19 protein-coding genes are annotated in these 24,735 nt (G+C 59.5%); 4 read left to right on the top strand and 15 right to left on the bottom strand.

Features of this window, described 5'->3' with window-relative positions; translation table 11 throughout:
• Positions 1–60 precede the first annotated feature (60 nt).
• The 6 genes from AB5767_RS01360 to ileS all read right to left on the bottom strand — a co-directional run bounded on the left by AB5767_RS01360 (position 61) and on the right by ileS (position 7,834).
• Complete coding sequence (locus AB5767_RS01360; RefSeq protein WP_368132309.1) at positions 61–1,308, bottom strand: deoxyguanosinetriphosphate triphosphohydrolase family protein; 1,248 nt, start codon at positions 1,306–1,308, stop codon at positions 61–63.
• Between the two features lie 31 nt (positions 1,309–1,339).
• Positions 1,340–1,762, bottom strand: a complete 423-nt coding sequence (locus AB5767_RS01355) for a prepilin peptidase (RefSeq protein ID WP_368132308.1) — start codon at positions 1,760–1,762, stop codon at positions 1,340–1,342.
• An 81-nt stretch (positions 1,763–1,843) separates the two neighbouring features.
• Positions 1,844–3,139: a glycosyltransferase family 2 protein gene (locus tag AB5767_RS01350; RefSeq protein ID WP_368132307.1), complete on the bottom strand. Its 1,296-nt coding sequence runs from the start codon at positions 3,137–3,139 to the stop codon at positions 1,844–1,846.
• Positions 3,140–3,221: 82 nt separating this feature from the next.
• Entirely contained in the window at positions 3,222–4,235 is a 1,014-nt protein-coding gene (locus AB5767_RS01345) for an RluA family pseudouridine synthase (RefSeq protein ID WP_368132306.1), read from the bottom strand.
• Positions 4,235–4,762, bottom strand: coding sequence for a signal peptidase II (gene lspA, locus AB5767_RS01340; RefSeq protein WP_368132305.1), 528 nt, complete (start codon positions 4,760–4,762; stop codon positions 4,235–4,237). Before lspA ends, AB5767_RS01345 begins: the two co-directional genes overlap by 1 nt.
• A 294-nt stretch (positions 4,763–5,056) precedes the next feature.
• Positions 5,057–7,834 (bottom strand): isoleucine--tRNA ligase, encoded by a 2,778-nt coding sequence (gene ileS, locus AB5767_RS01335; RefSeq protein ID WP_192924118.1) that lies wholly within the window; start codon positions 7,832–7,834, stop codon positions 5,057–5,059.
• A 511-nt stretch (positions 7,835–8,345) separates the two neighbouring features.
• Here ileS and AB5767_RS01330 point away from each other — a divergent pair.
• Both AB5767_RS01330 and AB5767_RS01325 read left to right on the top strand, forming a co-directional pair.
• Positions 8,346–9,428: an iron-containing alcohol dehydrogenase family protein gene (locus AB5767_RS01330; protein WP_368132828.1), complete on the top strand. Its 1,083-nt coding sequence runs from the start codon at positions 8,346–8,348 to the stop codon at positions 9,426–9,428.
• 511 nt (positions 9,429–9,939) lie between these two features.
• Entirely contained in the window at positions 9,940–10,542 is a 603-nt protein-coding gene (locus tag AB5767_RS01325; RefSeq protein ID WP_368132612.1) for a Type 1 glutamine amidotransferase-like domain-containing protein, read from the top strand.
• Between the two features lie 198 nt (positions 10,543–10,740).
• On the opposite strand, the gene AB5767_RS01320 is transcribed toward AB5767_RS01325, so the two are convergent.
• Together AB5767_RS01320 and ftsH are read right to left on the bottom strand one after the other, a co-directional pair.
• Entirely contained in the window at positions 10,741–11,232 is a 492-nt protein-coding gene (locus AB5767_RS01320) for a 2-thiouracil desulfurase family protein (RefSeq protein WP_368132610.1), read from the bottom strand.
• A 76-nt stretch (positions 11,233–11,308) separates the two neighbouring features.
• Positions 11,309–13,201, bottom strand: a complete 1,893-nt coding sequence (ftsH, locus tag AB5767_RS01315) for an ATP-dependent zinc metalloprotease FtsH (RefSeq protein ID WP_368132829.1) — start codon at positions 13,199–13,201, stop codon at positions 11,309–11,311.
• A 122-nt stretch (positions 13,202–13,323) separates the two neighbouring features.
• On the opposite strand from ftsH, the gene AB5767_RS01310 reads away from it, so the two are divergent.
• Positions 13,324–13,779, top strand: coding sequence for a cob(I)yrinic acid a,c-diamide adenosyltransferase (locus AB5767_RS01310; RefSeq protein WP_368132031.1), 456 nt, complete (start codon positions 13,324–13,326; stop codon positions 13,777–13,779).
• A gap of 84 nt (positions 13,780–13,863) precedes the next feature.
• Here the strand turns inward: AB5767_RS01310 and AB5767_RS01305 are convergent, their stop codons facing one another.
• From AB5767_RS01305 to thyA, 4 genes are all read right to left on the bottom strand, one after another.
• On the bottom strand, positions 13,864–15,213 hold the full coding sequence (locus AB5767_RS01305; protein WP_368132029.1) for an MATE family efflux transporter: 1,350 nt from the start codon (positions 15,211–15,213) through the stop codon (positions 13,864–13,866).
• Positions 15,214–15,337: 124 nt separating this feature from the next.
• Positions 15,338–16,252 carry a TrmH family RNA methyltransferase gene (locus AB5767_RS01300; protein ID WP_368132028.1) on the bottom strand — a complete coding sequence of 305 codons (915 nt, stop codon included), beginning with the start codon at positions 16,250–16,252 and terminating at the stop codon, positions 15,338–15,340.
• Positions 16,253–16,361: 109 nt separating this feature from the next.
• Positions 16,362–16,880 (bottom strand): dihydrofolate reductase, encoded by a 519-nt coding sequence (locus AB5767_RS01295; RefSeq protein ID WP_368132027.1) that lies wholly within the window; start codon positions 16,878–16,880, stop codon positions 16,362–16,364.
• A gap of 9 nt (positions 16,881–16,889) precedes the next feature.
• Positions 16,890–17,738 (bottom strand): thymidylate synthase, encoded by an 849-nt coding sequence (gene thyA / locus AB5767_RS01290; protein ID WP_055309513.1) that lies wholly within the window; start codon positions 17,736–17,738, stop codon positions 16,890–16,892.
• Positions 17,739–17,904: 166 nt separating this feature from the next.
• On the opposite strand from thyA, the gene AB5767_RS01285 reads away from it, so the two are divergent.
• The gene (locus tag AB5767_RS01285; protein ID WP_368132026.1) at positions 17,905–18,669 is read left to right on the top strand and encodes a NifB/NifX family molybdenum-iron cluster-binding protein; all 765 of its coding nucleotides are present in this window, start codon (positions 17,905–17,907) and stop codon (positions 18,667–18,669) included.
• A gap of 116 nt (positions 18,670–18,785) precedes the next feature.
• Here AB5767_RS01285 and ffh read toward each other — a convergent pair whose 3' ends face one another.
• From ffh to smc, 3 genes are read right to left on the bottom strand one after another with little or no spacing between them, the layout of a single operon-like run.
• Entirely contained in the window at positions 18,786–20,261 is a 1,476-nt protein-coding gene (gene ffh / locus AB5767_RS01280) for a signal recognition particle protein (protein ID WP_022093830.1), read from the bottom strand.
• 10 nt (positions 20,262–20,271) lie between these two features.
• Positions 20,272–21,189 carry a signal recognition particle-docking protein FtsY gene (gene ftsY / locus AB5767_RS01275; protein ID WP_368132025.1) on the bottom strand — a complete coding sequence of 306 codons (918 nt, stop codon included), beginning with the start codon at positions 21,187–21,189 and terminating at the stop codon, positions 20,272–20,274.
• Complete coding sequence (gene smc, locus AB5767_RS01270; protein WP_368132024.1) at positions 21,189–24,725, bottom strand: chromosome segregation protein SMC; 3,537 nt, start codon at positions 24,723–24,725, stop codon at positions 21,189–21,191. Before smc ends, ftsY begins: the two co-directional genes overlap by 1 nt.
• Positions 24,726–24,735 lie beyond the last annotated feature (10 nt).

Here is a 24,735-nt window from a genome sequence, read left to right as displayed (position 1 = left end):
AGCCATCCCGTGCATCAATCAAAAAAGTTATCCACTAACAGTATACCTAATAGATACGAACTACCGTTCGTTAATATAGGTACGGTGCGGAAACTTCAATCCCGGAAACAGCTTGCTCGTGAGCTCGCAGAAATAACCGTCCGTCATGCTCGCAATGTAATCCACGACCGCCTGGTCCTTATCATTCTGCCAGGCATAGGCGCGATCGTAGTAGGAAAGCTGCTGCTCGATGCGCGAAATATGGTGCTTAAAGATGTACGAGGACTCGTCACCACTGTTTAGATCCCGCAGGCAACGGTCGTAGAGCTTTTCGAACGCCTCACGCAGCTCCACCTCGGAATCGCCTTCGATACCACCCTTGCTATAGATCTTCTCGTAGTTCTCGCGCTTGGCTCGGCGGATTTCCTCAAACAGGTCCTCGCTCATCTCGATGCGCGGCTTACCATAGCTGTGCTCAACGATATCGATGGAAGCGTGCGTGAGGATCCAACTGTTGTAGGCACCGCCCCGGCCATCATCAAAAGCGTCGGGCGAAAGCAGGCCAGCCGCGATCGCATCCTGGCGGTCGCGACCGACGTAGGCAAGAATATCCGAGATGCGAACGACGCAGCCTTCGAGCGTCATAGGACGCAGATGCTCAATTGCGCTATAGCCCGTGGCAATGCAATCCTCAACCGTCTGGTCAAACTGGTCAAAAGAACTCATGTCCGAGAGCTCAAACACACGCTGCTCGTACTCGCCGTTATGGCATAGCACGCCGTCAAGCGTCTGGAGCGACACGTTGCGGCCATACAGCGTGTCGAGCACTCGGACCGACTGCACGTTATGGAAAAAATAACGCCCCGTACGCTCATGATAGATATCGTTGAGGAAGCGCTCGCCGGCATGGCCGAAAGGCGTGTGTCCCAAGTCGTGACCCAGGCCAATCGCCTCGATCAAATCGCAATTGAGCCCCAGGGCGCGACCGATATCGCGCGCAATGCGGGAGACAAGCTGCACGTGCAAACCGCGGCGTGACAGATCGTCATTGCTACGGAAGCTAAAGACCTGCGTTTTACCTGCATAACGGGTGTACGACGGAAGATGAAGTATCTTTTCGGTATCGCGCATAAATGCCGGACGCATGAGCGTGCCTTTGTCGGCAGCGCGATCAATACGACGAATGACCTGATCGTCGTTGCAACGATACGGGTTGACGACACCCGAGGCGCGGTCGGCGGCAATACGCTCGACAAGTTCGGGCGACAACGCCGCGGGAATGCGATCCATGCGCGCCTTGATGGCGGCTGTTTCTTGATTAATTGCCATGGCATGCTCCTTAAAAAGGGCGCGCAAACGGTTACACCGTACTACCCACGCACTCGATTATGGCAAAAATCGGCACCAAAAACGGGAGCAATGGCAGGGAGCGCGATTTTGTGAAGAGGCAGGAGAGGGCAAGGACCAGGAGCGCGACGGCAAATGCCACGATGCCGCCCAGAGGGTCAAGCGTGCAAAGCGCGAAGAGCGCCTTGACGTCCCCCATGCCGATGCCGGGGGCGTGGCGAAGGCGCCGCCAGAGCGACTCAGTGAGAACAAGGGCAAGGTAGACGATGACCGCAAGACCGGCGTGGTCAAGCGCTGTGTTCAAACCGAGGTCGAGCCAAACGCCCGCCAACGCCGTCACGGCACATGCGCCGGCAAGCCCATTGAGAAACCGTCGCTCTCGGGCATCAATTGCCACGCCGGCAAAGATGCAAATCCAAAACGGGATACAGACCATCGGACTCCTCCTCGAGCTGCATCGCAAAAGCAAAAACCACCACAAAGGTGCCTGTCCCCTTTGCGGTGGTTTTGGTGGTGGTTATTTGGCGCCTTGCATGACCTCGTCAAGGGTAACGTTGACGGCGTGCTGGGTAGGAACCCAGTCGACCTTCAGGAACAGCGCGGCCACCGTGATGGGGATATAGCTGAACATAAAGATCGGGAAGGTAAACAGGTTAGTCACCAGACGCCACTTTTGCGCGCAGTGAATGTGCTTGTACTCAAAGATAGTCGTGAGCAGCGCCAGGATAAAGAAGGTCTGATACATCATGGCGAAGGTCATAATGAGCGAAGCGGCGCACGCCTGCATCTCGACTTCGGTAGCCAAGAAACCATGCGAAAGGCCACCCACAATCAAGAACGTCGCATTGGCGAGCATCGAGATCAGCGATAGCAGCATACCCGGGGCGATCGTCATGAACATGTCGTAGGCGGCAAAGCGATGATAGCGGAACGTCGACTTGACCAGATGCTTACCGTAGGTAAAGAACACCTGGTAAAAGCCCTTGGTCCAGCGCATACGCTGCTTCCAGGATGCCTTGAACGTCACGGGTTGCTCGTCAAAGAACTCCGCCGGCGCATAGCCAATGCGAATACCGTGAATAGCGCAGAACGTAGTGAACTGAATGTCCTCGGTCAGCGTGTGGAACTGCCAACCGTGCATGCCCTCGATCACGCTCGCCGAAATAAGGTAACCCGAACCCGAGACAGCGCAGGACGTCTTGCAGATATTACGCGCGTTGTTGAGGAAGCGGGCCTCACGCAGATACCAGATGGCGTTGGCAGACGAAATCCACGAACTGCCGAAGTTCTTGGAGTTACGATAGCTCGTGACCACGTGGAATCCCTGGTCAAAGGCATCGTTCATCTTGGACACGTAATCGCGGGAGATGACGTTATCGGCATCGAAGATAAAGTAGCCCTCAAAGGTGTCGGGATACTCGTTAAGGATGCGATCAAAACCAAAGTCCATGACCCAGCTCTTACCCTTACGGGCCAGGTCGTTGCGCTCATAAACGATGGCGCCCGCCTCGCGCGCGAGCTGCGCCGTGTTGTCGGTGCAGGCATCGGCGACCACGAAGACCTCGATAAGCTCGGACGGATAATCCTGATCCTTGATGGAGCGAACGAGGTTGGCGATCACGGCCTCCTCGTTATGCGCCGCGATAAAGAAGGCATAGCGGTGAAGTTTTTTGGCCTTGGGAGGCGCGACCTCGCCACGAAGAGCGCCAATGACAAAGAAGACCACCTGGTACAGAAAGCAGACCGTGAGCAGCGTAACCACAATCTGGTTAAAGATCACGATGGGCGTGTTAGTTTGTAAAAAGGCGAGCATGCAGGCTCCCGAGAACGCGTTACGTAAACAACCGTATATCTTACCGCAGGCTTACCGAGTTCAAGAAACCACCTAATACCGGCTAGGCTTCGAGAAGGCCAAGCTGCGGGACGATGTCGTCGCCGGCGGCGGTGCGGCCAAGCGAGCGCGGGGCCAGGTCGTCAAGAACCGCAGCGAGATCCCAAGGCAGCTCGTCGCGGCATTCGATGCGCTCACCCGTCACGGGATGGTCGAATGCGACGCGCCAGGAATGAAGGAATTGCCTGGTCAGACCCTGATCGGCACGCGCATCGCACTTACCGTAGAGCGGATCGCCCACGCAGGCGTGGTTGAAATGGCGCATATGCACGCGAATCTGATGTGTGCGGCCCGTAAACAGGTGGCACTCGACGAGCGTATAGCCGTCGTCGAAACGCGTGGAATCGAAGCGCTCGAGGACCTTAAAGGTCGTGATGGCCTGGCGCGCAAAGGGGTCATCGGAAACCGCCATCTTGACACGGTCGCGCGTGGAACGGGCGATACCGGTATTGATGGTGCCCTCGTCCATGGCGATGTGCCCGTGGACAAGCGTGATATAGCGGCGGTCGAGCGTACGCGTGCGAATGAGATTTTGAAGCGCGCGCTGCGTGTCGTCGTCCTTTGCCGCAAGCATGAGACCCGAGGTATCGCGATCCAAACGATGCACGATCCCGGGGCGGTCCTCACCCTGTACGGTACCCAGATGGTCGATGCCGCAGTGGTAGACCAGAGCGTTCGCAAGGGTGCCGCTCTCGTGGCCATGGGCGGGATGGCACACCAGGCCCCGCTGCTTGGAGAGCACGATAAGGTAGTCGTCCTCGTAGCGGATATCGAGGGGAATGGCCTCGGGAATCACGTCGGTCGGGTCGTGCGGCTCGGGCAAGTCGACCGAGATGCGATCGCCGGCGCGTACGGCGTACTTTTTAGAGAGACAAGTCTCACCGTTGACGGCAACGGCGCCTCCCTCGATCAGATGCGCGCAGGCAGAGCGCGTGGGACAGCCATCGTTGGCGCCCAAATAGGCGTCAAGACGCTGGCCAGAGCAATCGTCGGCAACAAGAATATGGATGTCGGCCATTAACGCTCATTCCTTTCGCGAATCTTGCGGGCACGCTCCCCACGCTGTTTGGCTTTGCGTTTGGCGCGGGCTTCGTCACGGGCGTTGAGCTCAGCGGTCGCATCGACCTCGCGAGCAGCGGGACTCAAGAACATGTACCCGATGAGTGCGAGCACGACGCCCGCGGTAATGCCGATATCGGCCACGTTAAAGACAGGGAAGTCGATGAAAGTGGTGGCAATAAAATCGGTCACAAAGCCAAAAGCCAGACGGTCGATCGCGTTGCCGATGGCGCCACCCGCAACCATAGCCATGCCTACCACCTCAAGACGAGCGAGCTGAGGCGCACGGAGCAAGTACACGGCAATGGCGACAATGACCGCAAGCGCCAACACAGCGAACGCGACGCCATGACCCTCGCCCATGCTAAAGGCGGCTCCGATATTGCGGACAAATAGAAAGTCGATCACACCGGGGATAACAGTCACATGCAAAGCGTCGCCCACGGCACGAACCGCAAGCTTGGTCAGCTGGTCAACAAGCAGCACAACCAGCGCCACCCCACCAGCAACACCCAACCGCCAACGCAAAGGCGGCGTCATATCCCCAGTACGACCCAAATCAATCCCCTGCCCTCAGAACAATCGAATTCCGTTTAACGCAATTATCCATCTTATATTGCCACATGCAGAGCGCACGACATATCCACCAACACAAGCGAAATAACCAGCATAAAAAGAAAGCGGCATTCCGAAAAACAGAATGCCGCTTTTATTCAGCGGAGCAAATGGGCCGAAGGCGCCCAAATTCTACCTATAACTAAAATGCCGAGTTACCGTGCCTTAAAGGGCATTCGCACACCTCTCGCAGATATGTGCGTGGCCGTTGTACTCGCCGACGGTGGTGCGGTAGTTCCAGCAACGGTCGCAGCACTCGCCCTCGGCAGCTTCAATGGCAACGGAGAGTTCCTCGCCCTGGGTCAGCTCAACATCGGAGACGATGTAGAACTCGGCCAGGTCGACGGCCTTATCACCGGTCAGCAGCGCGTACATCTCGGCGGGAACGACCGCCTTGACGCGGACCTGCTGGCTCTTGGTGAAGGTGCCGGCAGAACGGGCATCCTCAAGGGCCTTGGTCACGGCGCTACGGAGCTCAAGCGAAGCCTCGAGCACGCCCTCGAACTCATTGGCCTCGTCGACCGTGATGGGCGACTTGTACCAATCGAGCAGCGCGGCGTACTTCTGGTGATCGACGCAGCCAGCGGGCGCATATGCCATGGCCTCGTCAACCGTGTAGGACAGGATCGGCTGCAGGTCGCGCATGAGCATCGAGAAGAGCTCGGCCAGCACGGTCTGGGCGCTGCGGCGCTCGAGCGAGCCGGGCTTATCGCAGTACAGACGGTCCTTCAGGGCGTCGAGGTACACGTTGGAAAGCTCGGTAACCACGAAGTCATAAAGCGCACGGTAAGCGCGCGGGAACTCGTAGCAAGAGTAAGCGTCGTCGACCTCGGCCTGAACCTGAGTCAGGCGGGCAACCATGAGCTTGTCGAGCGGCAGCAGGTCGGCAAAGGCGACGCCGTCGGTCTCGGGCTCAAACTGACCCTCGAGCTCGGAGAGCAGGAAGCGCAGCGTGTTGCGGAAACGACGGTAGGCATCGGACGTACGAGCGAGAATCTCGTGGTCGATGGAGACGTCAGAGCTGGTGTCGACGGAGGCAACCCACAGACGGATGATATCAGCGCCCATCTCGTCGCAGACCTTATTGGGGTCGATAACATTGCCGAGCGACTTGGACATCTTGCGGCCCTGACCATCGAGTGTGAAGCCCTGCGAGACGACCGCCTTGTACGGAGCATGGCCGTTGGCACCCACCGAGGTGAGCAGCGAGCTCTGGAACCAACCGCGGTGCTGGTCGGAGCCCTCAAGATACACGTCCGCCGGGTACTCAAGCTCAGGGCGATACTCGCAGACGGCCTTCCAAGACACGCCGGAATCCCACCACACGTCGAGGATGTCCTTATCGGCCTTGAGGTGATGACCGCCGCACTTGGGGCAGACGCAGGCCTCGCCCAGGTAGCTCTCGGGAGCGTCGGTGAACCAGGCGTCAGAGCCCTTCTCGTGGAAGAGCTTGATGACGGCGTCGAGCGTAGCGTCGTTCATGACCTTCTCGCCGCAGTCGGCGCAGGTGTAGCTGGGGATAGGCACACCCCAGTTGCGCTGACGGCTAATGCACCAGTCGGGACGCTGCTCGACCATGGCGCCGATGCGGTTGGCGGCGTGAGCCGGATACCACTTGACGTTCTCGCGAACCTCCTTGCCAGCCTGCTCACGCAAGCCGGTCTTGTCCATCGAGACAAACCACTGGTCAGTAGCACGGAAGAGCACCGGGTGTTTGCAGCGCCAGCAGTGCGGATAGCTGTGCGTGATCTTCTTCTCGAGGACCAGGGTGCCGCGCTCGCGCAGGAACTCGATGATGTGCGGGTTGGCCTCATCGGTATCCATGCCGCTGAAGGGACCACCGGTGCCAAACTCCTCGCCGGTGTAGAACTTGCCGTCATCATCGACCGGCATGCAGATGTCGGTAATGCCCTCCTTGAGGCAGGCAAAGTAGTCGTCGACGCCGTGGCCGGGCGAGTTGTGGACGATACCGGTACCGTCATCGACACCGACGTAATCGGCCAGCAGCGCCACGCCCTCAACACCGTCAAAGATCGGCTGCTTGTAGTGGATGTGGTGGAAGGTCTCGGCGGGAACCACATAGGGCTTACCGTCGACCATAACCGGGGTGTACTCCCAACCAAACTCCTCGCAGCACTTGGGAGCCAGGTCCTCGAGCATGACCTCGGCACGACCCTCGTGCTCAACGGCGACATAGGCGGCGCCGGGCTTGAGGGAAACCGCCTGGTCGGAGGGGATGGTCCACGGCGTGGTCGTCCAGATGATAAAGTCAACCGGGCCGTCGAAGTTCTCGAGGCCGGCGGGCTTGGAGGTCATCTCAAAGCGCACGAAGATGGACGGGCTCGTCTCGTCGGAGTACTCAATCTCGGCCTCAGCAAGTGCGGTGTGGCAGTGCTTGCACCAGTGAACCGGCTTGTGGCCGCGATAGATCATGCCCTTGTCGAACATGGCCTTGAAAACCTCGATGTCGGCGGCGTCATGCTGGTGATAGAGCGTCAGATAGGGGTTGTCCCAATCGCCGAGCACGCCCAGGCGACGGAAGCCGGCCTTCTGCAGCTCGATGTTCTCGACAGCGAACTTGTTGCAAAGCTCGCGGATCTTAGCCGTGGAGGTCTGGTTGAATTTCTCGGTGCCGAGCTTCTCCTCGACTTTATGCTCGATCGGCTGGCCATGGCAGTCCCAACCGGGGACATAGGGAACCTCATAGCCCTGCATCATCCAGTAGCGGTTGATCATGTCCTTGGAGATCTTGTTCATGGCGTGGCCGATGTGGATCGGGCCGTTGGCGTACGGAGGGCCGTCGTGCAGCACGAACTTCTTGTGACCCTCGTTCTTCTTCAGAACCTGCTCGTAGACCTTGTTGTCCTGCCAGTCCTTGAGTCGCTTGGGCTCGGACTTGGAAAGACCGGCACGCATGGGAAAACCGGTTTTGGGCAGATTCATCGTCTGCTTGTACTCGTTTGCCACGGTACCCCTTTCATGTCGTGGGCGCGCACGCCCGTTGGGCACCAAAAAAGCGCCCGTCCCTACAAGCTGGGACGAAGCGCCACAAAAACGGGCTGTATGCCCGCAAAAGCTCTTCGTTTAACCACCCAGCTTAGATGCCCTCGCCCGCGTATTCGCGCGCTCGCATCCGTTACTCGGCTGGCCTGTATCGACGACCATCTCGGCGATATCTACTAAGACGTGCCTGCGCGGCACGTCCGTTGGGACCGCAGCTCCGGGGTGATTTTCATCGGTCGCATGCACGGGTTCTCAGCGCTCCCCGCTCTCTGTGGCATGCGGACGGCCGACTACTCGTCCCCATCAACGCTTATGCGGAGTATGCTAGCACGTTCCGCGCCGGCGAAAAACCCTCAACACTGGTTTCATACGTAAGAAATTTCTCGCGGTCGTTAGCCTTCTCTAGGAGCAAAATACCTGAAAGCACTTTAACTAACGAAAGAAGGCTGCCATGCGCACGATTGGAATGAGCGACTACACCGTTGGCGAGGATTGCTTTACCGAGCTGCCCGCCGCACTGGCAGAGTACGGAGCGACCAAGGTCGCCATCATTGGCGGCAAGCGAGCCCTGGCTGCGGCGCTGCCGGGAATCGAGGCGGCACTTGAAGGTACCGATGTCGAGGCCCTGGAGACGCGCGTCTATGGCACCAACAGTACGCGTGCCAATATCGCCAAGGTCGTGAACTCCCCTGCCTGCCAGGAAGCCGACGTGCTCATCGCATGTGGCGGCGGCAAGGCACTCGACACCGTGAAGACCGCAGCCATCGAGCTCAAGAAGATCGTCTTTACCGTACCGACGATTTGCTCCAACTGCTCGGCCGCGACCGCCATTGCCGTTGTCTACAATGACGATGGCTCGCTCGAGGGCTATTCGTACCCCAACCGACCGGCGCACATCTTCATCAACCCCAAGATCATCGCCGAGGCACCGGCAGAGTACTTCTGGGCCGGCGTGGGCGATGCCCTGTCTAAGCAGCCCGAGGTCGAGTACGCCACGAGCGCCGGTGATTTGGAGCACACCGCCGGTCTTGGCCTGGCACTCGCCCACACCTGCTCCGAGCCGCTGTTTACCTATGGCGTCCAGGGTCTTGAGGACGTGCGCCAGGACCTGTCGACCGAGGCCGTAAAGCAGATCGCGCTCGACATCGTGGTCAACACGGGCTATGTCTCGAACCTGACCAACCAGAACGATTACTACTACAACTCGAGCGTGGCGCACGCGTTCTACAACGCCACCTGCAGCATTCCGCGTGAGGGCACCTACCTGCACGGCGAGGTCGTGAGCCTGGGCGTGCTCGTGCTGTTTGCCTATACGGGCGATACCGAGAACCTTGAGCGCTACGCCGCCTTTAACAAGCAGATGGGGCTGCCCGTGACGCTGGAGCAGGTCGGGCTTTCCGGGGCCGACATCCCGGCCCTGTGCGAGTACGCGCACGCCACCAACGAGTGGAAGCAGGGAAACCCCGAGCCCTTCACGGACGAGAAGTTCGCCGCCGCCATCAAGGCCGCCAACGCCTACGGCCACACCCTCTAGTTCTAACCCAAAACCACCACAAAGGGGACAGGCACCTTTGTGGTGGTTTTTTATTGCTCCACCATTCAGTTCGTACTCGAACCCGGTTCTTTACGAGAAAGGGTTCGGGTACGATTTTTTATCGGAAATTCTGCGGAAGGACTACTCAGAACGGTAAACAGGAACGAACAAAGGCAGGGTATCATCGTGGTGATGGCATCCTGCCTTTTGTTTTGCGGAACCAAGGTCGCTTTATACGAACTTGATCGCCACTTATATGGCGCATTGATGGCAATTGCTGCGTACGTGCGTACCGGGAGCCCGTACACCTCTGGCAAGGCGTAACACACTAGACTTTGTTCCAAAGTCCGTGTGCTAAGGGGGCAGGCCCCTTAGAATTCCTGTGGAGTGTGTACGCACGTACGCAGGAAAACGGCAAAATTTCACTATATAGGGGCGTTCTTTCATCGGAGCGTATGGTATACACGGCTTAGTTCAACAAATAAGAATTTATATATAAAGGAGAATACTGATGAAACTGTTTTTATGTTCGCACTTTTCAAGTGTAGGAAGTCTGGTAAAGGAACAAATTGATAATAAAAAAGTCGCATTTATCCCAACAGCCTCGCTGCGTGAAGGCTACACCGGTTATGTCGGCTCGGCTCGAAAATTATTCAAAAAGTTGGGAGCAATCGTAACTGAAATTGATATTTCAACGGAGGCTTATTCAACGATACAGTCTCTTTTTGAAGATGCGGATGTGTTCTATTTTACCGGCGGAAATTCTTTTTTCCTTATAGACCAGCTCCGTAAAACGGGAACGGATGAGCTGCTGAAGAAAGAATTGGCAAAGGGAAAACTGATGATTGGTGAATCGGCAGGTGCGATTGTATGCGCTCCAAGCATCCAAAATATCGAGCAAATGGATGAAAAGCCGGAGGACTACTCACAAGAAGATGATGCAGGGCTTAATTTGATTGATTTCTATGTTCTTCCGCATTTTCTTACAGCACCATTTAAGAAAGTTACCGAGAAAATAATAACTGAGTTTTCGGATTTGAATCTATGCCCAATTAACAATCGTCAGGGAATTGTAATTGATGGTGAAGGTTCAAAGGTTATTTGCAAAGACTAATTTAAACTTCCAGTTTGCTGCACTCGCTCCTAGCAGGGTTTGGGGCAGGAGGGGCGCAAGAGACGGGAGGGCCGTGTACGCGTTCCTACGCGAGGACCGCGGGGAGGGACTGCCTGGGTACGGCGCCTGTCAACTCGGTCTACGTCTTTGATGACCGGGTCGTACTCGATATCAAATTCACGGATGATGCCAAAACGGTCACCCGAGAGGAAATGTTGGGTTCGAGTGCTGTGGACAATGTTCCAACATGCTGGGATCGAACTCACTAGCCGGAATCACGCGGTACCCGTGACGCAGCAGCAGGTCGACGAAAACACCGTTGCCCGCGGTGAGCGTACCGCTAAAGGTGCCGTCGTAGATGTGACCCGCACCGCACGAGGGGCTGCGGTCCTGAAGGATGCACGCGACTATCTCTTCCGGTCCGCCTGCCTGCTCGCACATATCAAACGCGCGCTGAGCACCCTGGCGAAACTCGCGATCGACTGAGGTACCCTCGCAGGTACGGACCTCGCCGTTCACAATCTCGGACGGCTTGCGCGGCGTGGGCAGGCCCCCAAAGACCTCAGGGCACACGAGGAGGACCTCGGTCCCCGTGCGCTCGCAAGCCTCGACCAACGCGCGGTGGTAGTTATCGAGCCCGTTATACTTGCAGCTCTCGCCCATCAAGCAGGCACTTACCACGATCTTCATATACAACTCTCCCCACGCAAAACGCCCCATTTGAGATAAACACTCAAATGGGGCGATTGACACTGCGCAACCAGTATTACTGCTGCTTTGGCATCAGCGGATTCTCGCGCGTGAGGAGATTCATGAACTCCTCGCCCGTGATCGTCTCCTTCTTGTACAGATAACGAGCCAGCTCGTGGAGCTTGAACTTGTTCTCCTTCAGAATCTGCAAAGCGCGGTCGTGCGCATCCTCGATCAGCTTGGCGACAATCGCGTCCACGCGCTCGGCCGTACCGGGGGCGCAGGTGAGCGACGTGTCCTGGTTAAGGTACGCATTCTGAACGGTACCGAGTGCCATCATGCCAAACTCATCGGACATACCAAAGCGCGTCACCATGTTACGGGCGAGCTTGGTGGCCTGCTCGATATCGTTGGCGGCGCCGGTCGTCATCTCACCAAAGATGAGCTCCTCGGCTGCACGGCCACCGCAATAGACGGCGAGCTTGTCCAGGACTTCCTGGCGCGTGGTCAGGAAGCGCTCATCCTCCTCGACCTGCATGGTGTAGCCCAGAGCACCGCTCGTGCGCGGCACGATGGTGATCTTCGTGACCGGTGCAGAGCCCTTCTGGCGGGCGGCAACGATGGCATGGCCGATCTCGTGGTAAGAAACAACCTGCTTCTCGTGGTCGGACAGCACCGTGGACTTACGCTGCTGGCCGGCGATGACGACCTCCACCGACTCCTCAAAATCGTCCTGCGTAGCGCGCTTGCGGCCCTCACGGACGGCACGCAGGGCGCCCTCGTTGATGATATTGGCCAGGTCAGCGCCCGAGGCACCGGGCGTGGCGCGGGCAATCGCGGTCAGGTCGATCGGCGGCTCGGTCTTCACGCTCTTGGCATGCAGCTCGAGGATGTTCTTGCGGCCGGTCAGATCGGGCAGCTCAACGGGGATGCGGCGGTCAAAACGACCGGGGCGCAGTAGAGCGGGATCGAGACTGTCGGGACGGTTGGTTGCGGCAAGGACAACGATACCCTTGTGGTTATCGAAGCCATCCATCTCGGTCAGCAACTGATTGAGCGTCTGCTCGCGCTCGTCGTTGCCGCTAAAGCCGCCGCCATCGCGCTTCTTACCGATGGTATCGATCTCATCGATAAAGACGATACACGGGGCCTTTTCCTTGGCCTGCTTAAACAGGTCACGAACCTTTGCAGCGCCGCGACCAACAAACATCTCAACGAACTCAGAGCCCGAAATGCTAAAGAACGGAACACCGGCCTCGCCGGCAACAGCCTTGGCAAGCAGGGTCTTACCGGTACCCGGAGGGCCAACAAGGAGAGCACCGCGCGGCAGCTTGGCGCCGATCTCCTCGTAGCGTTGCGGCTTCTCCAGAAAGTCGACGACCTCCTTGAGAGACTCCTTGGCCTCTTCCTGGCCGGCGACGTCCTTAAAGGTCACGCCCACGTCCTTGGAGGCGATCACGCGCGCGCCGGACTTACCCAGTCCGCCGCCGCCAAAACCGCCGCCGCCAAAGTTCATCGACGGGCCGTCATCGCCCATAGCCTTCTTCATGCGGCGGTTGAGCCACCAACCGATGAGGAAGAAAATCGCCATGGGAAGAATGAGTGTGAGCAGGTAGTAGGTCATCAAACCCGAGTTCTTATCGGGAACGACCGACTCCAGCGAAGCGCCAGACTCAAGCACGCGATCGGTAAAGCCCGCATCGTTCGGCACACCGGTCGTCTTATAGGCGAAGTTCTCGTCCTCGCCCTTCTTGGTGTAATAAATCGAGTAATCGTCCGTGTTGTACTCGACCTTGTCGACACTCTTCTTATCGAGCGCCTTGACAAACGTCGAGTAATCGGTCTTCGTAATCTGCTGCGTGTGACCGATGTTGGGGAACAGAACGGTCGAGAGCACGAGGTAGACGACGAAGGCGATGAGCACGTAGAGGATCATATTCCGTCTACGCTTGTTGTCATCCATCTCCATCTGCTTGAACTCCATCTACTGGGGTTGATAATGCTTTCTAGAATACCCAACCCGGACGGCGATAAACCGACGCCGGGCACGAAAGGACAGAGATGGCATCACTGTAAGTCGGCAAGGTTCAAATCTATACAGGCGACGGCAAGGGCAAGACGACGGCTGCGCTGGGGCTCGCGCTGCGCGCGACGGGCTACGGACTCGACGTTCTTAGGATGCAGTTTGCCAAGAAACTTCACTGCGCCGAGCATGATGCGGCGCCCCGTTTGGGTCTGCGCATCGTACAAGCCGACCGCGACACGCCCGAGGCCTGCGCGGCGCAGATCATGGAGCTCGCATGCGAGCAGATATCACAGGTCGATGTTCTGATTTTGGACGAACTCGGCGAGGCCATGCGCCGAGGTTTCGTGACGCGCAAGGATGTGGAGGGGCTGATCGCACTGAAGCCTACCACCACAGAGCTCGTGCTCACCGGCCGCGGGCTGCTGCCGTTGGCCGACCTCGCGGACTTAGTCACCGAAATGCGCCCCGTCAAACACCACTTCGACGAAGGCCTCTTAGCCCGCCAAGGCATCGAATACTAATTGATCCGAAGGGGACGGAGGAAAACGGATCATCGACATCGCGACGGAGAGCAATGATCCATTTTCCTCCGCCCCAAGGGATCATTAGGCGGTGGCGCGGCCTAGCCAGTTGCCGCTGTGGTGGTAGATGGTGAACATCGTGGCGGTGATGAGCCAGGTTACGGGGTAGACCAGCAGCAGGTGCTCAAGCGACGGATCGAACGGCATAATCGCAAACACCCAGATCACCCTGAGCACGACGGTGCCAAAAATCGTGAGCAGCATCGGCTGCAAGCTCACGCCGGCACCGCGGATGGAACCCGAGGCGTTCTCGATAATCGAGAAAATCGCATAGAACGGCGCAATGAAATGGAGGATGGTCGTGGTGTACGCCGAAATCGAAGCATCGTCGACAAACAAACGCGACAGCGGACCCGAGAACACCAGCAGCACGGCAGACAGGCCACCAATGAGCATAAACGACAGCACGAGCGACGTATGGTAGCCCTTGCGCATGCGCTCGTAATTGCGCGCGCCAAAGTTCTGCGCCGAGAACGTAGTGATCGATACGCCGAGCGCCTCGGTCACCATCCAGATAATGCCATCCAGGCGCCCAGATAGACCCCAAGCAGTCGTGACATCGGCGCCAAACGAATTAACCGACACCTGGATCAGCACGTTCGAAATCGAATAGGCAGCCGATTGAAAACCGAGTGGCAGACCACACGAGATCATACTCTTGCAAATACCGCGATCGATGCCGAGCTTAGACAGCGAAAGACGCCATGCACCCGGAGCGTGCATCATACGAATCACGATCATCGTGGCGTTGGAGCAAATGGTCAGCGCCACCGCGATGCCGCAGCCCAGAGCCTCCATATGAAGCACGGCAACGAAGATGACATCCAGCACCGCATTAACAAGGCAGCCGGAAGCGATGATCACAGCAGGCCCGCGCGTGTCGCCCACGGCGCGCAGCAATGCCGTTCCCATATTGAGCAGCAGTGCCGCAACCATCGCGGCAAAATAACAGCGAGCATAGGCCACACCCTCGGCCAATAGTTCATGCGGCGTGTTCATAAGCACCAGCATGGGCTCAACGAACACTATGCCAAGAATCGAGAAAACGATACCGCCCACCAGCGCGAGCGTCATGGCTGTATGGACCGAACGACCCAGTCGCTCATCATCGTGCTGGCCAAAATACTGACCGGTAATGACCGCGCAGCCGGCGCCGACGCCAACGCAAAAGCCAATGCAGAGCTCGGTGAGCACCATCGTGGCTTGAATGCCACCCAGCGCGAGCTTGCCGCCAAACTGGCCAACGATATACGTACCGATAAGCGTGTAGGCCTGCTGAAAAAACGAACTACAAAAGATGGGAACGCACAGCGACAGCAGCTGTTGCCAAATGACACCCTGCGTTACATCGATAGCCGTAGATTTCTTAGCCACACGCCCTCCCCGCCAGCGTACGTCAAACAACATAACGGCAATTTAAGACCAAAGCCAATACTAGTTTAGCACCGACTGGCGGCGACCGAAACACCCCGAATTAGAGCACGGTGCGGAAAACTGCCTAGTGATACAAACCTGGCTGGTAGTGATACTCATTACTCACGTGCGGGCACAGCTGCCAAAAGGCGACGGCGCTCGCCGCGGCCACGTTGAGCGAATCGACCCCGTGCGCCATCGGAATACGCACGGCTCGGTCGCAGCCCGCAATGGTCTTGGCGCCCAAGCCAGCACCCTCGGTGCCCATAAAGATTGCCAGGCGATCAATCTCCTGCAGCGCGGGATCGTCCAACGATACGGAATCGTCCATCAACGCCATGGCGGCACACGAAAAGCCGGCATCGTGCAGCGCCGCCAGCCCATCATGCGGCCATACGCGCGCCTCGCTGCCAATGCGCGTCCAAGGCACCTGGAAAACCGTGCCCATGCTCACGCGGGCCGAGCGACGGTACAGCGGGTCACAGCAAGTGGGGCTCACCAAAATGCCATCGACGTTCAGCGCAGCCGCCGAGCGGAAAATCGCGCCAACATTGGTGTGGTCGACAATACCCTCAAGCACGCACACGCGCACCGGACGATCCCCCGCCGCCTCGACGACGCCGCCCAAGAACTCATCAACCGGAATCTGACGCGGGCGACGGAACGCCGCCAGCGCGCCGCGCGTCACGTTAAAGCCCGTCAACTGCTCCATGAGCTCCATGGAGGCCACGAACACGGGAACCGGACCCGCTCCCTCGCGCACGACAAGCTGGTCAAACAGCGGCATCATCTGGTCGAGCCAGCGCTCGCCCAAAAGAAAGCTCACCGGCTGGTATCCGGCACGCACCGCGCGCTCGATAACCTTGGCGCTCTCAGCGATAAAGATGCCCTTTTGCGGCTCCAGCACACAGCGCAGCTCGCGCTCGGTCAGCCGCACGTAGGCATCGAGCCGCTCGTCCTCGAGCGAATCAATTCGCAGAACCTCAACGGCATCAGTCATAGCAGCCAGCCCGCACCCTTCTTTACAGCACATCTATACCAAACGAGGCGACGCTAAGCGCCGCCCCATGCATTCAATCAACCCGATGATACCGTTCACGCCAGACGATTTACGCCTCAACGCGACGATACGTCACGAACTCATAATCGACGCCCTCGTCACCCTCACCGGCGGCAATCGTCGCGACCCCGCTACGCTGCGCAATCTTCCACGCGGGATCGGCGTCCAAGTCGGGAAAGTACGTGTCCACGACATGCACGCAGTGGTCATGAGTGACCTCGGCCTCCACGCAGTACGGCAAAAACTGCCGATAGACATCGCCGCCACCGATCACCCAGGCAACGGGCTCATCGGCAACCGCAGCGAGCGCTTCGTCAACGCTATGCACCACGTCGACGCCCTCGCGGGTAAAGCCTATATCGCGCGTAAGCACGATATTGCGGCGGTTCTTGAGAGGACGCCCGCCGGGAAAACTCAGCAGCGTCTTGCGTCCCATGATAACCGGGCAGCCCTTGGTGCAGGCCACAAAATGGCGCATATCGGCGCGATTGGACACCACCATATCGCCCTCGCAGCCAATACCCCAGTCGTCACACACGGCGACGATGGCAGAAAGCTTACACGTCATGCGCGTCACCTACACCGCAATGGGGATGTTCTTGACCTGAGGGCCGTGCTCATAGCCCTCGACGATCAGGTCATCGGTCGTAAACGCATAGAAGTCATGCACATCGGGGTTGAGCGTTACCTTGGGTGCCGCAAACTGCGGACGCTCGATAAGCTCGCGGACGATATCGACATGACGATCATAGATATGGGCGTCGGCGATCACGTGCAGCAGCTCACCGGGAATCATATCGACCGACTGCGCGACCATCATCAGCAAAATGGCGTACTGGCACACGTTCCAGTTGTTCGCGGCCAAAATGTCCTGGCTGCGCTGGTTGAGAATCATGTTGAGCGTCGGCTTGTCGTCCTGAGGACGCTGCGTCACGTTATAGGTCACGCTGTAGGCGCATGGATAAAGGTGCATCTCGGACAGATCGCTAAACACGTACGTATTGGTCATAATGCGGCGACTATACGGCGTGTGCTTAAGGTCGTACAGTACACGGTCCATCTGGTCGAAGTCGCCCTCGGCGTAATGGCTCTTCTGACCAATCTGATAGCCGTAGGCTTTACCGATGGAACCGGTCTCATCGGCCCACTCATCCCAGATATGGCTGTTGAGGTCATGCACGTTATTAGACTTCTTTTGATAGATCCACAGAATCTCGTCCATGGCAGACTTAAGCGCCGTACGGCGCAGGGTGAGCGCGGGGAACTCCTCGCGCAGATCATAGCGCGCCGTGACACCAAAGTTTTTAATGGTATAGGCAGGGGTGCCGTCCTCCCACACCGGGCGGACCTTTTGGCCCTCGGTGGTGGTGCCATGATCCAAGATATCGCGGCACATGGTTACAAACTGTTGATCAGCTTTGCTCATTGACCCTCCTGTCAGTCGCCTACAAGCGAGATTCATTGTAGTCCAGGCGCACGCGGCCCCACAGCCCAAACATAAGCCCTCATTTTCTGACATATGCCAGAAATTCCTTGCGCAAATCCGCACGTTCGCTATTCTATTGTTGACATATGTCAGATTTGGAGAGTGTATGGCTGGAAGACGCGAAAAACTGCGCCGCGTCGGGATCATCCCCGAATACCGCGGCTTTACCCCCGATGGCCTGGCCAGCGGTGATGCCATCGACATGACCGTCGACGAGCTTGAGGTGCTGCGCCTGTGCGACCTGGAAGGTCTCAACCAAGAGGCGGTCGCCCAGCAGATGGGCATCGCCCGCGCAACGGTGGCGGCCATTTGCAGCCGCGCGCATCGCAAGGTGGCCGAAGCGCTGGTCAACGGACGAGCGCTCGTCATCGAGGGCGGCAATATCGCGTACTCCCCCATCGCCACGACGACGGCCGCATGGCCAGCAAAGGAGGTCGGCACCATGAGGGTGGCAACGACGTACGACAACGGCAACATCTTTATGCACTTTGGCCGCAGCGAGCAGTTCAAGATCTACGACATCCAGGATGGCAAGGTGCTCAACGAGCAGGTCGTAGGCACCGGTGGCACCGGCCACGGCGCCTTGGCGGGCCTGCTTGCCAACGGTGGCGTTGACACGCTCATTTGCGGCGGTATCGGCGGCGGCGCTATCAACGCGCTTGCCCAAGCCGGCATCACGGTCTATGCGGGCGCCCAGGGCAGCTGCGATGCCTGCGTCGAGGCCCTCATTGCCGGCACGCTCGCACAGAACGGCGAGGCCACCTGCGACTGCCATGGACATGATCACGAGCACATCCACGAGCATGGCGAGTCCTGCGGCTGCCACGGTCACCACAACCATGACGGGCACGAAGGCTGCGGCTGCCACTAGCGGCAAGCACCTCGTCGAGAACGCGCTTCCACGCGTGCGACAACCAGCGAACAAACGGCGAAGGCCGCCTGGAATACCATCCAGGCGGCCTTCGCCATACACGACTCAACTAGTCGTTACTTCTTGTTGCGCATCTGTGCTTCCATCTGGCGCAGCAGGTCCATATCGGACTTGGGGCCGCCCGTTCCCAGGCCGCCCATGCCGCCCAGCCCCATGGCATCCAGACCGGGAATATTGGGCATGCGCATCTTTTTGCCCTTCTTACCCTTCTTGCCCTTCTTGCCGCCGGCCTGTGCCTGATTGGCCATCGTGCGCATGCGGCCCATCATCTTGTTCATCTCGCCCCACTGCTTCATAAGGCTATTGACCTCGGTGGGGGTCACGCCGGCGCCCTTGGCAATGCGGGCACGGCGCTGGCCGTTGATGATGGAGGGGCGAAGGCGCTCCTCCTTGGTCATCGACATGATGATGGCCTCGTTCTTATCGAAGATACCTTCGTCCAGGTTGCCACCCATCTGGTTAAGCGCACGCTGGCCACCGGGGAGCATGCCCAGAATGCCCTTCATGCCGCCCATCTTCTTGACGGCCTTCATCTGGTCGAGCATGTCGTTCATGGTAAAGCCCTCGCGCAGCATGCGCTCGGCAGCCTCGAGCTGCTCGGCGTCGGCTGCCTCCTGGGCCTTCTCGATGATGCCGACAACATCGCCCATGCCCAAGATGCGCTTGGCCATGCGGTCGGGATAGAACGGCTCCAGCGAATCGGGTTTCTCGCCCATGCTAACAAACTTGATAGGCTTGCCGGTCACCTGGCGCACGGAAAGCGCGCCGCCGCCACGGGCGTCGCCGTCGAGCTTGGAGATGATCACGCCGTCAAAGTCGGTGCGCTCGGCGAAGGTCGAGACGACGTTGACGATATCCTGGCCGGTCATGGCATCGACGACCATCAGCACCTGATCGGGCTTGACGGCCTTCTTGATGTCCACGGCCTCCTGCATCATCTGCTCGTCGATCTGCAAACGACCGGCGGTATCGACGATGACCACGTCACGCAGGTGGTCAACGGCCTCCTGAATGGCGCCCTTGGCGATGTCAACCGGGTGCTCGCCATCGCCACGGAAGACCGGCACGCCAATCTCTCCGCCAAGCGTGGCCAGCTGGTCGGCAGCGGCGGGACGGTAGACGTCGCACGCGGCGAGCAGCGGTGAGCGGCCCTGCTTCTTGAGCAGGTAGGCCAGCTTTACGGCCGCCGTGGTCTTACCGGAGCCCTGCAGGCCCACGAGCATGATGACATTGGGAATGCGATTGCTAAAGACGAGCTTGCTCTCGGTTGAGCCAAGCATCTCGGTGAGCTCGTCGAGCACGATCTTGACGACGTTTTGCGCCGGCGACAGCGACTCCATGACCTCGGCGGTCATGCAGCGCTCCTTGGTCTTGGCGACGAACTCCTTGACGACCTTAAAGTTAACGTCGGCCTCGAGCAGCGCCATGCGAATATCGCGCATGGCCGAAGTAATATCGGCCTCGGTCAGCTTGCCCTTGCCGCGCAGGCGGTCAAATGTGTCGTTGAGGCGATCGCTCAGGGAATCAAACACTAGTCACTCCTTAATTGGACTCGCCCACCAGGGCGCGGCAGAAATCTTTGGCATTGAACTCCTGCAGGTCATCGACCTGCTCGCCCACGCCCACGCGCAGGATCGGGAGCTTGAGTTTCTCGGCCACGGCCATGGCGATACCGCCCTTAGCCGTGCCATCGAGCTTAGTCATGATAATACCGTCCAGGCCCAGCGCCTCGTTAAACTCGAGCGCCTGGTTCAGACCGTTTTGGCCCGTCGCGGCGTCGATCACAAGCACGACCGAAACCGGCATGGGACCGGCGGCCATATTGGCGGCGCGCTTACGGGTCACATTGACCACCTTGGCAAGCTCGCGCATGAGCTCAGGGCTCGTGTGCAGACGGCCGGCGGTATCGATAAGCACCAGGTCGCTGCCGCGCTTGTCGGCCTCGTCGAGCACGTCGTAGCAAACACTTGCCGGGTCGGAGCCGCGGTCGCGCTTGATGACGGGGACGCCAGCGCGCTGGCCCCACACATCGAGCTGCTCGATAGCGGCAGCACGGAAGGTATCGGCCGAACCGATCACGACGTTCTTGCCGCGGGCGGCCATGGCGCTCGCGATCTTACCGACCGTCGTGGTCTTGCCGGCACCGTTAATACCCACAAACAGTACGCAGCTCGGCGTGTCGGCGAACGGATCGCGCTCAACGGGAACAAAATGCTGCTCGAGCTGCTCGGCCAGGGCGCGACGGAGTTGCGGGGCGGTCTTGAGGTTCTTCTTGGCCGCGGCATCGCGCAGGTCATCGGACACCTTGATCGCGACCTCGGCACCCATGTCACCCATAACGAGGGTGTCCTCCAAGTCCTCCCAAAAATCCTCGTCGACCTCGCCGCCAAAGTAAAAGACCTCGTTGAGGGCCTCGCGACTGCGCTCAAGTCCGCGCGAGAGAGCGTCAAAGAATCCCATTATGCATTCACGACCTTTCCGGTTTCGCGATCGAGTTTTTGCGAGACGACGCGACTGACGCCGTCGGCTTGCATCGAGACGCCATAGAGGACGTCAGCGTCCTCCATAGTACGGCGCTGATGCGAAATGACCAAGAGCTGCGTATCGGACCGCAACACATCGAGCGCGCCGATGAGCTTGGACAGGTTGGCGTCATCGAGTGCCGCCTCGACCTCGTCCAGCACATAGAACGGCACCGTGCGCGTGCGGTACACAGCAAAGAGGAGGGCGAGCGCCGTCAGGCTCTTCTCGCCGCCCGACATGAGCATCATCTTGGTGATGCGCTTGCCGCGCGGCTGCGCCACGACCTCGATACCCGTCTCGGCAGGATGCTCGGGATCGGTCATCTCCAGATGAGCCTGGCCGCCCGGGAAGAGCATAGCGAAGATCTCGCGGAAGTTCGCGTCGACCTTCTCAAACGTCACCAGGAAGGCCTTCCGCATCTTGCGATCAATGGCCACCGTGATCTTGGTGAGCGCCTTGCGTGCGCTCTCCAGATCGGCCAGCTGCTCCTCGATGTAGTCGGCGCGGCGCTTGAGCTGCTCGTACTCCTCCATGGCAACTTGGTTAACGGGACCAAGGTTGTTGATCTGGCGCACAAGCTGGTTGAGTTCGCGCTCGGCGGCATCGCGGTCCGTGGGCGCCGGAAGCATGAGCGCTTCCTCGAGCACCGTCGTGCCATCGGCGGTAATGGCCTTGATGGCAGCCTCGACCTGCACCTCGAGCTTGCCACGCGCGACCTTGAACTCGTTTTGCGTGGCAGAGGCGGTATCGACTCGCTCCTTAGCGCGGGCAACCTCTGCCTTGGCATCCTCGATGGTCTTCTTGAGCGAAGCGGAGTCCGCCTCCTCCAGAGAGGCCTGGTCACGCAGGCGCGCTGCCCAATCCGACGCGCGTTCCAACAGGGCAGAATAGCGTTCGTGCATGGGATCGACGCGCAGGCGCAGCAGCTCGAGCGAGCGCGAGGCCTGGCGTGTTCCGCGGATACGACGGTCGATGCCCTCAAGACGATGCTCCAGGTCGGGCACGCGGCCCTTCAGCGAACGCAGGCGTTCACTCGTCTGGGCTAGGCGAACCTTGGCGTCGGCGAGCTTGCCGGCAGCCTCGGAATCGTCACGGCGAACGCGGTCGAGTTCGTCGTTGGCCTCGGCAATCTGCAAGCCCAGATCGCTTGCCTGCGCACGGGCCTCGTCACGCGAACGGGTGAGCTCGTCCACGCGCGGGCGCGCGGCGCGAACGGCCTCGGCAGCCTGCTCACGGCGCTTGGAGATACGCACGCGCTCGACCTCGGCATTGTTGGCGCTTTGCTCCAGACGGCCGATCTCGGACAACAGGGAGCGGCGCTCGCCCTCAAGGCGGGCAATCTCACCGGCGGCATCGCCCTCAGCGGCACGCGCTTCCTCAACGGCCGCATTGGCCTCGACGACCTGATCCGACACATGCTCAAACACAGCGGCCAAATCGGGCTCAAGCCCCTCCAGCTCGCGAATGCGACGCTTACGCTCCAGAGCACCCGACGCCTCGCCGGCATCGAGGCCCACACGCACCAGGCCGCCACAGGCGACGCGGGCGCCATCGGGGGTCACGTAAGTCACGCCGTCAACGACCGGCGCCGAAAGCGCGGCAGAAAGATCGTCCACTACGTAATAGCCGCCGAGCAGCGCCTCGACGACGGGTCCGTAGCCTGCGCGCACGGACAGACGATCAACCAGGCGGGTACCGGCAGCGCCCTCAGCGGCGGTAGAGCCGCTCACGCCGCGCGCCACCAGCAGTGCCTCGCCCGAGGCCTTCTTTTGGTCCAGAGCCGCACGACCGGCACGCTCAAGCGTGGCGGCGTCATCAAACAGCAGCGCATCGATATCGCCGGCGAGCAATTGCTCAACCAGGCCCTCAAGCTCGCGAGGGGCTTCGAGCACATCGCCCAGGCGACCCGTTACGTCATCGCCCAGCGCACCCACCAGACGGCTCACCAGCGGCGAGCTGTCGGCCATGCGGGCATCAAGCTTCTTTTGGCTGGCAAGCTCCGAGCGCACCTCGGATAACTTGTTGCGCGCCTCGCTCTCGCGGGCACGCAGGTCCTTCAGCGCCGCACGGGCGACCTCGGTGGCCTCACGCGCATCGACCTGGGCCTGGCGCGCTTCCTCAAGAGCACCCTCAAGCTCCTCTGCGCGGTTGCGACGGCTCTCGAGCGAGGCCGTGACCTCCTCGAGCTGCTCGTCAATCTGCTCCAGGCGCGAGACATACATGTTGTCCTCGACCTCGGCGTTGCTCAGCGAGTCCTTCACCTTGGCGAGCTCGAGCGCGGCGTTGTCGGCCACGCGCTGCACATCGCGTTGCTCACGCGTAAGCTGCGAAATCTGATTGTCGAGCGCCACGCGCCGCTCGTGGAGCTCAGCGGCAGCAGGACCAGCGGCGTCAACGTCCTCCTGGGCCTGCATGTGCGCACCGGTCACTTCCTCAAGCTGCGCACGCGCGTCCTCGAGCTCCTCGACCACGCGACGACGCTGATGCTCGGAGCTCGAGATCTGCCCGCGCATGTCGGACAGGCGCGACACCATGTTGTGGCCCTTTTCCTCGAGCAGGCGCATGTCGGAGTTAATGCGGCCGACCACATCTTGCATATGACGGCGTTGCTCGCCCAGATCGCCCACAAACAGGCCCTTTTCCTCGAGCATGACCTGGAGCTTCTCGAGCTCACGCTCCTTTTCGCCCATGCGGTACTGCGCAAGCTCCAGCTCGGCCGCGCCCTCCTTGGAGCGGCTCTCCAGGTCGTTCCACTGCGACTGCAGCGAACGCAGCTCATCGACGGCTAGCATCTGCGTAAGCTCGTTCGCGCGCGAGGACAGCTCTTTGTACTTACGTGCGCGATCGACCTGACGCTCCAGTGGTCGCAGCTGACGGGCGATTTCCTTATTGATGTCGCGGGCACGCGTCAGGTGCTCGTCCATTGACTTAATCTTTTTGAGCGCACGCTCCTTGCGGCGCTTGTGCTTGGAGATGCCGGCGGCCTCCTCGATGAGGGCGCGGCGCTCCTCGGGGCGGCTCTGCAAGATGGCGTCGAGCTTGCCCTGGCTGATGATGGAATGCGTATCCTTGCCCAGGCCCGAATCGTGCAGGATGTCCTGAATGTCCATCAGGCGGCACGGACTCGAGTTGATGAGGTACTCGCTTTCGCCCGAGCGATACATGCGACGGGTGATGGCGACCTCGTCAAAATCGACGGGCAGCATATGGTCCGAGTTATCGAGCACCAGCGTGACCTCGGCGACACCCACCGGCTTGCGCGCTGACGAGCCAGAGAAGATGACATCCTCCATGGCCTGGCCGCGCAGCTGCTTGGCGCTCTGCTCGCCCAGGACCCAAAGAATCGAGTCGGAGATGTTCGATTTTCCCGAGCCGTTGGGGCCGACGATGACGGTCAGGCCCGGCTCAAACGTCATATGGGCGCGGTCGGCAAACGACTTGAACCCTTTGAGCGTGAGGGACTTGAGATACACGGTTCCTCGC

It is taken from the genome of Collinsella aerofaciens (genome assembly GCF_040926265.1).
Classification (GTDB): Bacteria; Actinomycetota; Coriobacteriia; order Coriobacteriales; family Coriobacteriaceae; genus Collinsella; species Collinsella aerofaciens_BB.
The sequence above is the reverse complement of the archived record's forward strand: the minus strand, read 5'-3'. Positions and strand labels throughout refer to the sequence as shown.